The organism is Protofrankia sp. Cj3 (assembly GCF_917627355.1).
GTDB lineage: Bacteria > Actinomycetota > Actinomycetes > Frankiales > Frankiaceae > Protofrankia.
This window is the reverse complement of sequence record NZ_CAKJTR010000002.1, coordinates 54,149-68,754: the sequence shown is the minus strand read 5'-3', so window position 1 is coordinate 68,754 and position 14,606 is coordinate 54,149. Positions and strand designations below refer to the sequence as shown.

Annotated in this window: 10 protein-coding genes; 3 read left to right on the top strand and 7 right to left on the bottom strand. The window is 68.4% G+C overall.

Going from position 1 to position 14,606, the window contains the following annotated elements:
* Nucleotides 1-9 precede the first annotated feature (9 nt).
* Together MJ783_RS00680 and glpK are read right to left on the bottom strand one after the other, a co-directional pair.
* On the bottom strand, nt 10-1,107 hold the full coding sequence (locus tag MJ783_RS00680; protein ID WP_239307925.1) for a Rieske 2Fe-2S domain-containing protein: 1,098 nt from the start codon (nt 1,105-1,107) through the stop codon (nt 10-12).
* Between the two features lie 395 nt (nt 1,108-1,502).
* Entirely contained in the window at nt 1,503-3,020 is a 1,518-nt protein-coding gene (gene glpK / locus MJ783_RS00675) for a glycerol kinase GlpK (protein WP_239307924.1), read from the bottom strand.
* A 438-nt stretch (nt 3,021-3,458) separates the two neighbouring features.
* Between glpK and MJ783_RS00670 the strand changes: the two genes are divergently transcribed.
* Complete coding sequence (locus tag MJ783_RS00670) at nt 3,459-5,108, top strand: GAF domain-containing protein (protein WP_239307923.1); 1,650 nt, start codon at nt 3,459-3,461, stop codon at nt 5,106-5,108.
* 26 nt (nt 5,109-5,134) lie between these two features.
* Here the strand turns inward: MJ783_RS00670 and cydD are convergent, their stop codons facing one another.
* The 5 genes from cydD to MJ783_RS00645 all read right to left on the bottom strand — a co-directional run bounded on the left by cydD (nt 5,135) and on the right by MJ783_RS00645 (nt 13,104).
* On the bottom strand, nt 5,135-8,773 hold the full coding sequence (gene cydD, locus MJ783_RS00665) for a thiol reductant ABC exporter subunit CydD (RefSeq protein WP_239307922.1): 3,639 nt from the start codon (nt 8,771-8,773) through the stop codon (nt 5,135-5,137).
* Complete coding sequence (cydB, locus tag MJ783_RS00660; RefSeq protein ID WP_239307921.1) at nt 8,760-9,779, bottom strand: cytochrome d ubiquinol oxidase subunit II; 1,020 nt, start codon at nt 9,777-9,779, stop codon at nt 8,760-8,762. Before cydB ends, cydD begins: the two co-directional genes overlap by 14 nt.
* A gap of 84 nt (nt 9,780-9,863) precedes the next feature.
* On the bottom strand, nt 9,864-11,282 hold the full coding sequence (locus MJ783_RS00655; RefSeq protein WP_370651385.1) for a cytochrome ubiquinol oxidase subunit I: 1,419 nt from the start codon (nt 11,280-11,282) through the stop codon (nt 9,864-9,866).
* 175 nt (nt 11,283-11,457) lie between these two features.
* Entirely contained in the window at nt 11,458-12,327 is an 870-nt protein-coding gene (locus MJ783_RS00650) for a universal stress protein (RefSeq protein ID WP_239307919.1), read from the bottom strand.
* Nucleotides 12,328-12,429: 102 nt separating this feature from the next.
* A complete protein-coding gene (locus tag MJ783_RS00645) occupies nt 12,430-13,104 on the bottom strand; it encodes a response regulator transcription factor (RefSeq protein ID WP_239307918.1) in 675 nt (224 codons plus the stop codon).
* Between the two features lie 44 nt (nt 13,105-13,148).
* On the opposite strand from MJ783_RS00645, the gene MJ783_RS00640 reads away from it, so the two are divergent.
* Nucleotides 13,149-14,168, top strand: a complete 1,020-nt coding sequence (locus MJ783_RS00640; RefSeq protein WP_239307917.1) for a nitroreductase family protein — start codon at nt 13,149-13,151, stop codon at nt 14,166-14,168.
* Nucleotides 14,169-14,410: 242 nt separating this feature from the next.
* Nucleotides 14,411-14,606: hypothetical protein (locus MJ783_RS00635; protein ID WP_239307916.1), on the top strand; the 196-nt coding region annotated here is incomplete at its 3' end.

The following is a 14,606-nucleotide window of genomic DNA, read 5'->3' as shown; positions in this document are numbered from 1 at the left end:
GCTACGCGTCTACGCGCCCGCGGCGGACTCCTCGGGCATGGGATCGCCGAAACGCCAGCCCGGCACGATGCCACGGTTGAAGAAACTGCGGAACTCACGCACGGACGGGCCGTCCGGTTTCACCCAGAGGGTCTTCTCGGGCATCCGCAGCCATTTCAGGACGTCCATGTCGGCATAGGCGTTCCGCCGGACAGTGAGCCACATTATACGGGCGAGCGCGTGGTTGAGCGGAGCGAACAGCGGCCCAGTGCCGATCTTACGCACCACGACCCGCCAGGTGAAAATCGTAAGGTCGTCCCGAATCGGCGTGCCGCCGAGGACCATTGTCAGCATCGGTCCGGAGCGATCGACCGTGGCGTCCTTCTGCGTCCGGTAGATGGCTGCGGCCGGGCCGATCATCTCGATGAACGCGAACGGTCTGAACCATCGCTGGACCTTGTTCCGGCTGGCGGCGTCAGCTGGCCGGAGCTGGTACTCGAGACGGTCCTCCTTGTTCACCATAACCGCGTACTCAAGGCGTCCGGTGCCCTTGTGCGCATTCGGGAAATGGTAGATATCGGCGACGTGCTCCGCGACTGGCAGGAGTTTTCCGTGCGCGATGTAGACCTGGCCCTTGAGGTTCAGGTACTTTTTGGAGTCGGCATAGGAGACCTCCGTGAAATCACCGGCGGGCGCCGGGCCGTACCAGAACCAGATGTTACCGGCGTGTTCGCGAACAGGGATCGACCGCTGGCCTGCCCGCGGGGGGATCTTCGAACGCTCCAGCCCGGGGATGACCTCGCAGCCCCCATCCGGCCCGAACTCCCAGGCGTGGTAGCCGCACTTGATCCGATTCTCGACGACAGTACCGCAGCGGGCAAGGTCAGCGCCCATGTGGCAGCACTGACTGTCGATCATGCCAACGTCGCCGTCCTTCCCCCGAAAGAGCGCGAACTGGTGAGACATGAACTCCACCGGGACGACCTGACCGGGAAGAAGGTCTTCGCTGAACCGGGCGAAATACCAGCCCAGCGGGTAGTCGGTCCGCTGCTCCTCGTTCGTGGACTGGTCCTTGAGGAGCCGTCTGTCATATTCCTTGAGTTGTCTCTGCCATTTCGACTTCGACACGGGTCCTCCGGGAGTCCTACTTCTTCAGGGCAAGTATGCGGGCCATGGCCGAGATATAACTGATGACACTGCCGGCTGGCCGGCCGCTCGGCGCGGCAACACATGATCGACGTTAGCACGCGAACCACACCAGATCTCACCAAGTCCACCGCGTGACCGAAAGAACAAGCAGAGCCCGCCAGTCAGGAAACACGGTAACGACAATGTTTCGGGCGGGCACAGTCGGCTGAATCACGCTGTTACAAACGCCATACCGATGCGGTGAAGTGTTTCCCGTCGCGTAGGCTACCACTTTTCCACGGCGGCCGGACAGCCCTTCACCGCCCAGTTATTTCAACCGTTGGGCGGTGCGTGAATTTCCACTTTTTCTCGGTCCAGGAAACACTGCTGGTGGCTCAGCCTACATCCACCCAGTTCAAGGTGCGTTCAACCGCCTTGCGCCAGCCCGCGTAACCGCTTTCGCGCCGATCCGCCGACCACTCGGGTTCCCATCGGCGATCCTCGCGCCAGTGCGCGGCGAGTTCATCGGTGCCCTTCCAGAAGTTCACCGCGAGACCGGCCGCGTAGGCCGCGCCCAGGGCCGTCGTCTCCGCGATCACCGGCCGGCTGACCGGGATGCCAAGGATGTCCGCCTGCGTCTGCATGCACAGATCGTTGGCTGTCACACCGCCGTCGACCCGCAGGATGTCGAATGTGACCCCCGACTCCTTCCCCATCGCCTCGGCCAGGTCGCGGCTCGAGTAACAGATCGCCTCAAGCGTGGCGCGGGCCAGATGGGCGCTGGTGTGGAAGCGCGACAGGCCCACCAGCGCTCCACGCGCGTCCGACCGCCAGTACGGCGCGAACAGCCCGGAGAAGGCCGGGACGAAGTAGATGCCAGCGCTGTCGGGCACCTGCCGGGCGAGTTCCTCGCTCTGTGCCGCGCTGGCGATGATGCCCAGGTTGTCTCGCAGCCACTGCACCGCCGAGCCGGTGACCGCGATCGAGCCTTCCAGCGCGTACACCGGGTCCTGGTCACCGAACCGGTAACCGACCGTGGTGAGCAGGCCGTTGCCGGACCACACCGCCCGTGTCCCGGTGTTCAGTAGCAGAAAGTTGCCTGTGCCATAGGTGTTCTTGGCCTGCCCGGCGGCGAAGCACACCTGACCGACGGTCGCCGCGTGCTGGTCGCCGAGAGCACCGGTCAACGCCACCTCGCCGCCCAGCGGCCCGGCCCCGGTGGTCGTCCCGTAACCGGCCGGCTCGGATGACGACCGGATCGCCGGGAGCATGGCCCGCGGGATGTCGAAAAACGACAGCAGCTCGTCGTCCCAGTCGAGGGTCTGGAGGTTCATCAGCATGGTGCGGCTGGCGTTGGTCACATCGGTCACGTGCACCCCACCACGCGGGCCACCGGTGAGGTTCCACAGCAGCCAGCTGTCCATGGTGCCGAACACGGCATCGCCGCGCTCCGCGGCCCGGCGGACCCCTTCGACGTTGTCGAGGATCCACTGGATCTTGGCTGCGGAAAAATAGGTCGCGGGCGGCAGGCCAGCCTTACTCTGGATGATCTTCCCGCGGCCATCCCGGGTCAGCGCCGACGCGAGCCGGTCGGTCCGGGTGTCCTGCCAGACGATCGCGTTGTAATAGGGCCGGCCGGTGTGCGGATCCCACACCACCGTGGTCTCCCGCTGGTTGGTGACGCCGAGCGCCACCAGGTCGGATGCCCCGAGGTGAGCGCTGGCCATGGCCGACTGGATGACCACCGCGGTACGTTCCCAGATCTCGACGGGATTATGTTCGACCCAGCCGGAGCACGGCAGAATCTGCTGGTGCTCCAGCTGGTGGCGCCCGGCCTCGTTACCATCATGATCAAAAATCATGAAACGAGTACTGGTGGTGCCCTGATCGACCGCTCCGACGAAGTCGTTCATCGTCCGCTTCCTCCTGCCGGCCGGTGGCCGTTTCCCACGACATGAGGAAGAGAACCACGTGCCGACGGCCCGTGCAGCAAACGATCCGCCTGGCCGCGGTCCGTCCGCGAGCCTGCCGGCTGACGGCCCTCAGCCGGTACTCACCTCCCGACCAGCGAAAAGCGACCCATCTTTTCACCTCGATTTGGGAAAATTCACCAGGCCACGGAGGCCCGTCCTGGCTATTTCCGAGCTGGCCCCGCGGGCGCCAGAGTGTAACAATTCGATGGCAGCGCCGACGGAGAATTCGGCCAGCGGTGAAAGAAATCACCTGGAAGCACGGACCAGCCGGCCGTCAAGGCCGTTCCCGAAGGTCAGCCGGGGTGGCCGGGATGATTCGCGCGACGTTGCCCGACTGACGGATCAACAGACGGCCAGCCGTACTACGTTTAGATCATCATGGAAGTGGAGACCGACAGCGGGAACGCCGGGCAACCGTACGGCGACGATTTCGTTACCCATCGGGTTGATCGGGCGAAAGACCTGATCATCACGCAAAGCCGCTTACGCGGTCTGCTGCGCGCGAGCCGGATGGTCGCCTCCGACCTGAGCCTGCCCGTTGTGCTCACCCGTATTGTCGAAGCAGCCTGTGATCTTGTCGACGCTCGCTACGGAGCGCTCGGCGTGATTGCCCGTGACCAGAACCTGGAGCAGTTCATCCATGTCGGCTTCGACGAGAGCATGGTTCGCCGAATTGGTGATCTTCCGCGCGGAAAGGGCATTCTCGGCCTGCTCATCCGGGAGCCCTACCCACTGCGGCTCGACGACATCACCGCCGATCACCGAGCGGACGGATTCCCTCCTGGGCATCCGCCCATGCACAGTTTCCTCGGCGTTCCGATCCGTATCGGCACCAAGGTCTTCGGCAATCTCTACCTGACGGACAAACAGAACGCGTCGCGCTTCACCGCCGAGGATGAGGAACTCGTCCAGGCGCTGGCGGCAAGCGCTGGCGTCGCCATTGAGAACGCGCGCCTTTTCGAGGAGTCCCAACGCCGGCAGCGGTGGTTGCAGGCGTCCGCCGACATCACCCGCCATCTCCTGGCCGAAGGCCCGAACCCACTGGGACTGATCGCGCGTAGGGCCCAGGAAGTCGCCGCGGCCGACTTCTCCGCCATCCTGCTCCCGCGGGCATCGCCCGAGGAACTCATCGTGGAGGTCGCGACCGGCAGATATCCTGACGGGCTGGTCGGCGCGATCGTTCCCGCGTCAGATCCGCTGGCCGGGCACAACGGCCCGCTGATGGTTATTCCACTGATCGCCTCGGAGGAGAGCGTCGGCGCGCTCGTCCTCGGCCGGCAGCACAACGGCCGGCTGTTCACCGATGCCGACATCGACATGGCCTCGGGGTTCGCCGGCCATATCGCGCTGGAACTCGAACTGGCCCAGGCCCGTGCCGACCGCGACCGCATAGCCGTTCTGGAGGAACGCGACCGGATCGCCCGTGACCTGCACGATCACGTCATCCAACGGATCTTCGCCACGGCGATCGGGCTACAGGGCATGGCCGCACGGGGCGAGGCAACCGACGACCAGTCCGAACGGCTGGCCTCCTATATCGAGGACCTGGACGAGACCATCAGCCAGATCCGGACAACGATCTTCCAGCTGCGCCGCCGCGGCCGGGACAACGCCCCGAGCCTGCGTGGACAGCTCCTCGAGGTCGTCGACGATGCCACCGCGGCCCTCGGGTTCGCGCCGCACCTGCGGTTCGAGGGGCCGTTGGACTCCTCGGTCTGCGAGGGCGTCGGGGAGCACCTGGTAGCCGTACTGCGGGAGGCCCTGTCAAACGTCGCCCGGCATGCGCGAGCGACACAGGTGAACGTGACGGTCTGGTCCACCGACGGCGAGGTACGGATCGATGTGATCGACAACGGGCTGGGCGGAGTGGATCCGGATGGCCCTGGCAGCGGCGGCGGCAGCGGGCTGGCCAACATGCGCAGTCGGGCCGAAGAACTGGGGGGCAGGTTCCTCGTGTTCTCCCCCGCGTCCGCCGGTACCCGGCTGTCCTGGTCCGCCCTGACCCGCCCACCGGGTCGGCACGCCTGACCCGGTGGGCGGGGGCGGGGGCGGGGTCAGGCTACCGAGCGCAGGCCGGACATCCCGCCAGTGAGCGTGCCGGTGCCGCCCGCCAGTTCCACCACCGCGTCCAGCTCGTCGAAACCGCTGGTCCGGTGGGTGATGAGCAGGAGCGTCCGGCCGCGGGTCACGTCCAGGATCGTGCGCATCACCGCGGCCTCGGTCACCGGGTCGAGATGCGCGGTCGGTTCGTCGAGGACGAGCACCCGCGGGTCGGCGAGCAGCGCGCGAGCGAGCAGAAGCCGCTGGCGCTGGCCGCCGGACATCCGCTCGCCGTCCGCTCCGACCCTGGTCGCGAGGCCGTCGGGCAGCCCCGCGACCCAGTCCGCGAGGCCCACCCGGGCAAGCACACCGGTGAGCTCCGCGTCGGCCGCCCCGGTATGGGCGATCAGAAGGTTCTCCCGCAGTGTCGCGTCGAACACGTGCGCGTCCTGCGTCATCCCGGTGACCCGTCGATACAGCTCATCGGTTCTGACGTCCCGGATGTCCACACCGCCGACGAGCACCCGGCCCGCCTGCGGATCACGGAAACGCAGCAGCAGGTCGACGACGCTGCTCTTGCCCACGCCGCTGGCCCCGACAAGCGCGACCCGGCCACCGGCCGGCAGGTACAGGTCGAACCCGTCGAGCACCAGCGGGCTGTCCGGGCCGTAACGCAGGTGGACACCGGTCATCCAGACGTCGAGCGGCCCGTCCGGCAGCGGGCGGGGCCGGATGGGCTCGCTGACCGGTGGCTCGCGGTCGAGGACGGCGAAAACCCGGCCCGCCGCGTAGCGGGCATCGGCGAGCGCGGCGAAGGCACTGGTGAGGCCCGCCAGCGGCTCGAAAGCCACGATCGTGGTGAGCACGATCACGGCGAGCATGACCGGCGACAGCGTCGCGCGGTGCACCGCGGCAAGCCCGACGACGCTGACCGCGGTCAGGGTGAGTCCAGCGGCAAGCGAACCGGTCGCGGTCCCCCACGCCGGTGACCCGCGCCATGACTCGACCAGCCGCTGTATCTCCTGGTCGCGACGGCGCAGGCGGGCCAGCCGGGAGCGGACCGCGCCGAACGCGACGAACTCCGCCAGCCCCTCGAGCAGCGACACGATCTCGGTGTCCCGGCGGGCCCGCGCCAACGCGGTGGCCGTGACCGTCCCGCGGGTGTACCGGGCGGTCACCGGCCCGGCGAGCAGCGCGGCCACGGCAAGCCCGACAGCGAGGACGGCACCCGCGGCCGGCAGCAGCACACCGACCCCGATCACCGCTCCGGCGCAGGCGAGCGCCGCCGACGCGGTCGGGCCCACACCCCGCAGCAACGACTCCCCGACCCCGTCGACATCCGCGGTGAAACGGCGCAGCAGGTCCCCGCGCCGATGGGTGCCAAGACCCGCGGGAGCCAGCGGGACCAGCCGCGTGAACACCTCCGCGCGCAGCCGTGCCAGCCCGCGCAGGGCCGCGTCATGGCTGGCGAGCCGCTCGACGTAGCGAAAGACCGGCCGGCCGAGCCCGAAGGCGCGCACGGCGACGACGGCGACCATCAGTGTGAGCACCGGTGGACGCTGGGCTGCCCGGACGATCAGCCAGGCGGACGTGGCGGTCAGGCCGATACCGCATCCCAACGCGGCCGCCCCGGCGATGATGCCGAGCGCGAGCCGTCGCCACGCCGAGGCGAACAGCATGAATGCCCGCCGTGGCGAGGCGGGCGGCGGGCCCGGGAGCGGAACGGCTGGTGCCACCGCCACTGAACGATCGCGTAGCTGGATGGCCGCCGGCCGGCCCACGACCGCGCCGGGGGCCGCGGCTGGGAGCACGGCTGGGACCACGCCGGAGCTGGCGAGGCGCGTGCCGGAGCCGGCGAGGCGCGCGGCCCGCGGGCGGACCGGCGCGGGAGCCACCGTCCGGTCGTCGACCACCTGCCCCGCCGAAACCGTGACAACCCGGTCAGCGACTCCGGCGAGCATGTCGGAGTGTGCCACGAGCACCACCGTCGCGCGTCCCCGCAGCGCCGCGACGGCCATGGCCACGTGCTCCTCCGCCGCGGCGTCCAGGCTTTCGCCCGGCTCGTCGAGCAGCACCAAGGCCGCGTCGCGGACCAGCACGCGGGCCAGCGCCACCCGCCGCAGCTCGCCGGCTGACAGCTCCCCACCGTCCTCGCCCACAACGCGGTCCGCCGCTGGCGCCCCCGCGGCCGTCAGCGCCGCGGTGATCTCGGCGGCAGTGGCACCGGGCCGCCCCAGCCGGATCTCGTCAGCGACCGTGCCACCGCAGACGGCATGCGGGCGCTGCGGCAGCCAGGCGATCCGGGCCCGCCAGGCGGCCGGGTCGAGGTCCGCAAGGTCGGTCCCGTCCACCAGCACCCGGCCCCGCGCCGGGGCCAGTGCCCCGCGCAGCAGTGCCAGCAGCGTGCTCTTGCCCGCGCCGCTCGGCCCGACCAGCGCGACGATCTCACCGCGACGGATGGTCAGGTCGACGCGCTCCGCATGGCGCAGCCGCACTCCGTCCAGCCGCAGCGCGTCGAACCGAACCGGCACGGGAAGCGGCCGCCGGCCGGCCACGCCGGTGCTGTTACCGGCACCGGTATCAGCACCGGTATGAACGGCGGCGCCGGCACCGGTGGGCGCGGCGTCGATCGCGTCGAGGGCCGTGCCAGCCGCGGTCAGGCCGGAAACGGTCGCGTGATACTGCATCCCCACCTGCCGCAGCGGCAGGTAGACTTCCGGGGCGAGCAGCAGCGCGAGCAGTCCGGTACGCAGGTCCAGCGAACCCGACACCAACCGCAGGCCGACGGACACCGCGACCAGCGCCACCGACAGGGTCGCCAGCAGCTCCAGCACGAACGAGGACAGGAACGCCCAGCGCAGCGCCACCATGGTCTGTTCCCGGTAGGCATCGGTGATCCGGCGGATCACCTCCACCTGGGCTTTCGCCCGATTGAAGATCTTCAGCGTCGCCAGTCCCTCGACCACGTCGAGAAAATGCCCGGACAGCCGCCCGAGCACCGCCCACTGCTGGTCGGTTCTGCTCCGGGTGGCAAGCCCCACCAGGACCATGAAGGCCGGGACCAGCGGCAGGGCGACAGCGAGCATGACCGCGGAGGTGAGATCCGCACCGGCGATCCGGATCAGCACGAACGGCGGGACAACCACCACCATCACCAGGGCCGGTAGAAAGCGGGTGAGATAGGCCTCCATACCGTCGAGACCGGCGCCCGCGATGACCGCGAGCGCCCCTGATCCGCCGTCCCGGTCCCGCTCGCCGCCGCGATGACCGCGGGCCGGCTGTTCGACGGCCGGCTGTTCGACGGCGAGCTGTTCGACGACCGCCCCGAGCATGGCGGCACGCAGCTCCGCTGACACCGCGGGGGCGGTCCGCTGCGCGGTCCGCTCAGACACCCAGAGCAGCACCGTCCGGGCGGCCACGACCGCGATGAGAGCCGCGGCCGCGGCTCTGGCACCGGCACCAAAACCAGAACTGGGACCGGCACCGCCGCCCCGGCCAGCCGGCGGTTCCTGGCCCGCGAGCACAAGATCGGCCAACACCGTCGCCTGGATCACCACCAGGACGGCCGAGGCGACCGCCAGTACCCCCAACCGCACCAGGTAGAGACGCAGCGCCGGTACGGTACGAAGCAGCCGTGGATCAACCGGTCTCATGGGATCCAGCCAGATCCGCCAGATCCGCTCCGACCAGCCGCCGCCGGAAGATCCAGTACGACCACGCCTGGTAACCAAGGACTACCGGCGTGAACAGCACGGCCACCCATGTCATGACGGTGAGTGTGTAGTGTCCGGACGCTGCGGCGTTGATGGTCAGGCTGTTGTCGGGCATGCCGCGGGCCGGCAGGACATCCGGGTAGAGCGCGGCGAACCAGCTTGCCACCAACAGGGCCATCGCGCCGGCGGTACCGGCGAACGCAAGGCCGTCCCGTTCGCCGAACCAGGCCAGGACGGCGAAACCCAGCGCGAGCAGAGCTGCGGCCCCGACCGCCGCCCCGGCGATGCCACCCCGGACGGCGACCGTCCAGACAACAAAGGCGGCGAAGGCGACCAACGTCGGTGCGGCCAGGCTCCGGGTGACGTTACGGGCGCGGCTGCGTACCGCGCCACGGGTCTTGAGCGTCAGGAACACCGCGCCGTGCAGAACGCACAGCAACAACATCGTCACCCCGCCAAGCAGGGCGTAGGGGTTCAGCAGGGCGAGAAAGCCACCCGTCACGTCATGTTCCGGGGTCATCTCCAGACCGCGCACCATGTTGGCGAAAGCGACCCCGAACAGCAGCGCCGGCAGTGCTCCCCCGATCACGATCCCCCGGTCGCACCAGGCCCGCCCCGCCGCGCTGGTGGCCTTGCCGCGGTACTCCAGCGAAACCCCCCGGATGATCAACGAGAACAGGACGAGGAACAGCGCAAGGTACATGCCACTGAACAGGCTCGCGTACCACTCCGGGAACGCCGCGAACATCGCCCCGCCCGCGGTGAGCAGCCAGACCTCGTTGGCGTCCCACACCGGGCCGATGGTGCCGAGCACCGCTCGCCGGTCGGTCTCGTCATTTCCGCCGATCACCGGCAGCAACGCGGCCACACCGAAGTCGAAGCCCTCCAGCACGAAGAAGCCGACCCACAGAACGGCTACCAGTACGAACCAGAACTCCTCAAGCATCGCCCTACTCCTAGCCAGCCCACGGGCACGCGATCATCGCTGTGGTCACGCGCCCTGAAGGCAACAGGTCTGCGTACCGGGATGTCAGTAGGCGAGCGACGGCAGCGCCCCACCCGGCTGTGATCGGCCACCAACGGTCACGTTCGGGCTCAGCGCCGGTATCTCGTGCCGGCCATGGTGCAGGAACAGCCGCAGTGCGACCGCGGCCAGCGTTCCGTAGATGACCGTGAAGCCGGCCAGGGTAGCGATCACCGCTGTCGTGGAGACCCCCGGTGACACCGCGTCGGATGTGCGCAACAGACCGAAAACGGCCCACGGCTGGCGCCCCATCTCGGTGAAGATCCAGCCAGCGGTGTTCGCCAGGTACGGCAGGGCCGACGCCCACACGAACGCCGGCAGGAGGTAACGCCCGCCGGGCAGGTGGCCACCACGCATCCGGAACAGCCCGAGCACGGCGAGGCCGAAGTAGACGGCGCCGAGCCCCATCATGGCCCGGAAGTTCCAGAAGGTGACGCCCATCACCGGGCTGTAGTCGCCCGGACCGTACCGAGCGGCCTCGGCGGCCTGCACATCGTTGACTCCTTGCACCGTCCCGGAAAAGCTGTTGGTGGCCATGAACGACAACAGGCGCGGAAGCTTTATATCGATCTTGTTCTCGCCGCGGGACACGTCACCGTAGGCGAACAGGGAAAGGCCGGCGCCCCGCTCGGTTTCCCACAACGCCTCGGCGGAGGCCATCTTCATCGGCTGCTGGCGGGTCATGACCTGCCCCTGGAAGTGCCCGGACGCCATGACCCCCACCGATGCCACGGCACAGACGACCAGGCCCAGGCGCACGGCCCGCCCATGCAGCTCCACCTGGTGCCCCCGCCGCAGATGCCAGCAGGACAACCCGACGATCACGGCTCCGCCCGTCAGCAGCGAGGCCGCCAACACATGCGGGAAGGTGACCAGCTGGGTCGGATTCGTGAGCACCTGCCAGATCGAGGTGAGTTCCGCGTGCCCGGTGTCGGGGTTGATCCGGTAGCCGACCGGGTGCTGCATCCACGAGTTGGCCGCCAGGATGAAGTAGGCGCTGATGACCGTGCCCAGCGACGCCAGCCAGATGGTGGCGAGGTGCACGTTCCTGGGCAACCGGTCCCAGCCGAAGATCCACAGGCCGAGGAAGGTGGACTCCAGGAAGAACGCGATCAGCGCTTCCATGGCCAGCGGCGCGCCGAAGACATCTCCGACGAAACGCGAGTAGTCCGACCAGTTCATCCCGAACTGGAACTCCTGGACGATTCCCGTGACGATCCCCATCGCGAAGTTGATGAGCATCAACTTGCCCCAGAAACGGGTCAGGCGCAGCCATTCGACGTTGCCGGTCCGATTCCACACCGTCTGCATCACCGCGACCAGCAGCGACAGCCCAATTGTCAGCGGGACGAACAGAAAATGATAGACCGTGGTGATCGCAAACTGCCAGCGCGCTATCGTTTCGTGGCTCATATCCGTTGCCATCCCGCGTATTCCTGGCCTACTTCTTCCTGGCTCATCTGCGTTCCCTTCCAGTAGTCCGGGGGCCTGGGCCGCCGGCGGCGCGGAAAGCATCAGCGCGTCGCCGGCGGCCGCTGTGCCAGCCGGGGGCGCGGGCCGCCGACGGTGCGGAAAAACATCGTCACGCAGCCTCTGGCCGTTACCGGATGACAGCGACCGGGCACGGAGCATGCGTCATAACCTGGTGGCCGACCGAACCGAGCAGCAGGCCACCGAACCCGCCATGGCCACGGGCCCCCACCACCAGCAGCTGGGCAGCGTGGGCAGCCACGATCAGGCCGTGCGCCGCCGCGGCGGCTATCAGCGTCGCCTCGACGGCAGTTTCGGTATCGCGTGGAAGTCCTTGTTCAATAGCTGTGTCAAGAGTGATGCCAGCGGCTTTTTCCAGCTCCGCCTCGTCGAACACGGGGAGCCCGGCGGCGTTGGGCGGCGGCTGTGGCTGCCAGCAGTGCGAAACCCGCAACGGAACATGGCGCAGCCTTGCCTCGACCGCGGCCCAGCGCAGCGCCGCCAGAGATGGCCGTGAGCCGTCCACACCGACGACGATCGGCCGGCGGTCCGGCTGGGACAGCGCCGGCCCGCGTACGACCACCACCGGAACGGGAGCTTCCTGGACACATCGCGCACTGACCGAACCGACGAACATCCGGCGCATCCGGGCAAGCCCGCGTGCGCCGACGACGAGCATCAACGCGTCCCGGGACTCCTCGACGAGAGCGTCCGAGGGCGCGTCGTAAACCGTCCTTTCAACGACATCGACACCGAGGTCACAGGGATGCGTCCGACGGACCGCGTCGTGCAGCACCTGCATTGCCGCACGTTCGAGATCATCGACGCCGATCGACGGTGAAATGTCGTCCACAACACGTGGCCGCCCGCCCGGGCCCCAGGCGAGCACCGCTCGTATCCGAACCCCGATCAACGCCGCGTGCACCAAGGACCAGCGCAACGCCAACTCGGCATCCACGGACGCATCGATTCCCACCACGATATCGGATGTCGTCTCCACACCGTTCACGCTCGCAGCGCCCGGCGACGCGAACGAGAGCGATTCGGGTAGACCGCGGGACCGAAAGTCCCGCCCGCGCGGGCCAGCCAGCCGAAAGGGCCGTCAGCCGGAAAGCTTGGTGGCAAACACCGCCGCTTGCGTCCTGCTGGTCAGGCCAAGTTTTTCCAGAATGGATGACACGTTGTTCTTGACAGTTTTCTCAGCGAGATGAATCCGGCTGGCGATCTGGCGGTTGGTCAGCCCCTCGGCGATCAGGGCGAGGATCTGGCGCTCCCGCTCGCTGAGGGCGGACAGCAGGCGGTCTTCGGGCGCGCCGTCGCGCAACCGGGTCAGCACCCGCTGGGTGACCGCCGGGTCGAGCATGGACTGGCCGGATGCCACGGTCCGGACCGCGCCGACAAGATCAGTCCCTCTGATCTGCTTGAGCACATAGCCCGCAGCTCCGGCCATGATCGCGGCAAAGAGAGCCTCATCATCGTCATGGGATGTCAGGATCAGGCAAGGGACCTCCGGTGTACCGGAACGGATGTCGCGGCACACATCGATGCCGCTGCCGTCAGGCAGGCGGGCGTCGAGTATGGCGACGTCAGGACGTAGCGCCGGGATGCGCCGTAGGGCTTCGGCCACAAGGCCGGCCTCCCCCACGACTTTGATGTCGCCCTGGCTTTCCAGTAGCTCGCGCATCCCGCGCCGGACGATCTCGTGGTCATCGAGAACGAATACGCGGACAGGCTCCACCGAACCGACGATACCTGCCGACGAGGCCTTAGCGACCATGGATGACCGGCAACAGGACATGACAGACCGAAGGGCCTACCGTCATGTGTGTGACTAGCACCGGCACTCTACCCGCGGACCTCGCCCGCACGGTCGTCGAGACAGCGGGGCTGGCCCCGTCGATCCACAACACCCAGCCGTGGCGGTGGCGAGTGGGCAGCACCGGCCTTGACCTCCTCGCCGACACCTCGCGGCGGCTCACCATCGCCGACCCTGACGGTCGTCAGCTCCTGCTGAGCTGCGGCGCGGCACTCCTGCACGCCCGCCTCGCCATCCGGGCCGCCGGGCTCATCCCCACGGTGACGATCTTTCCGGATGCGCGTGACGAACTTGACGGCGGGCCGTTGGCCACCATCGCCATCAGGCCCGCCGCGGCCACCCAGCCCGCTGATCCCGAAAACGCCACGCTGCTCGCGGCAACCCGCCATCGGCGCACCGACCGCAGGCCCTTCGACCCGCGCCCGCTGGAACCGGACGCCCTGCGGGCGCTGCGGCTCGCGGCCGAGGCGGAGGCGGGGTGGCTGGTGTCCCTGGACGACGCGGACCTGCGCATCGACACAAGTGTGCTGATCGCCCGCGCCGACTGGCTGGAGAACCACGACCCGGCCTACCGCGCGGAACTGGAGTCCTGGAGCCGGACCAGCACGGATGCGGTCGACGGCATACCCCGTGATGTGGTGATCAGCTCAGCTCAGCCACGGCAGTCCGAATTCACGGTGCGGGACTTCAACGTGGTCGGCGAAGCCGGCCTACAGCTGCGACAGACCGGTGTGGAACGCCCGATGGTCCTCCTGATCGGTACCGACAGCGATACCCCAGCCGATCGGCTGCGAGCCGGCCAGGCGATGGAACGGGTGCTGCTGACCGCGACCGCGCGCGGTATCGCCACGTCGCCGCTGGGCCAGGCTGTCGACCTCGAGTCGACCCGGGAGCTGCTGCGGCACTCGATTGGTGGCCTCGGGCACATCCAAATGATCATCAGGGTAGGTTACCCGCTGCCGGACGCCGAGACGCTGAAGGCGACACCGCGCCGATCGGTCGACGACATCCTGCGGTTCGAATGAACGCACTAAGCGAAGGTGCCGGCCGCGCAGGTCGCCTCTCGGCGCGTGGTCGCTCGCAGCGACATTGGGGTGAGCCCGGGGGCCATGTCACGGCCGGCACCTCACCACAGTACCGGGTTCTGGGCTGTCGCATCACGGGGGAGCGAAATCGACGGTCCATCACCTGTCCGGCGGGACACGGCCGGATCAGGCGGCCGGAAAATCGTGCGAGCGGGCACCCCAATCCCAGCAAAAAACGATGTATGTCAGCCCGGCATCTGGTTCTATCCGACCTGCGGGTCCGTCGGCCGGGCAGCTCACGGGGGGAACTGTCCGCGCCGCGCCGTAGTGCCGAGCAGATCGCCGCTGGCAACGGTCACGCGGGACAGCGGTCACGCCCGGGACAGCGGTCACGCCGCCAGGAGCGCGGCGCTGAGATACGCGAGGCTGAACTGGGTG

Coding starts and splice junctions, on each gene's coding strand:
- cydD (WP_239307922.1), bottom strand. CDS start 8,773: ATGAGACCGGTTGATCCACGGCTGCTTCGTACCGTACCGGCGCTGCGT.
- MJ783_RS00655 (WP_370651385.1), bottom strand. CDS start 11,282: ATGGCAACGGATATGAGCCACGAAACGATAGCGCGCTGGCAGTTTGCG.
- MJ783_RS00670 (WP_239307923.1), top strand. CDS start 3,459: ATGGAAGTGGAGACCGACAGCGGGAACGCCGGGCAACCGTACGGCGAC.
- cydB (WP_239307921.1), bottom strand. CDS start 9,779: ATGCTTGAGGAGTTCTGGTTCGTACTGGTAGCCGTTCTGTGGGTCGGC.
- glpK (WP_239307924.1), bottom strand. CDS start 3,020: ATGAACGACTTCGTCGGAGCGGTCGATCAGGGCACCACCAGTACTCGT.
- MJ783_RS00645 (WP_239307918.1), bottom strand. CDS start 13,104: ATGGTCGCTAAGGCCTCGTCGGCAGGTATCGTCGGTTCGGTGGAGCCT.
- MJ783_RS00640 (WP_239307917.1), top strand. CDS start 13,149: ATGTGTGTGACTAGCACCGGCACTCTACCCGCGGACCTCGCCCGCACG.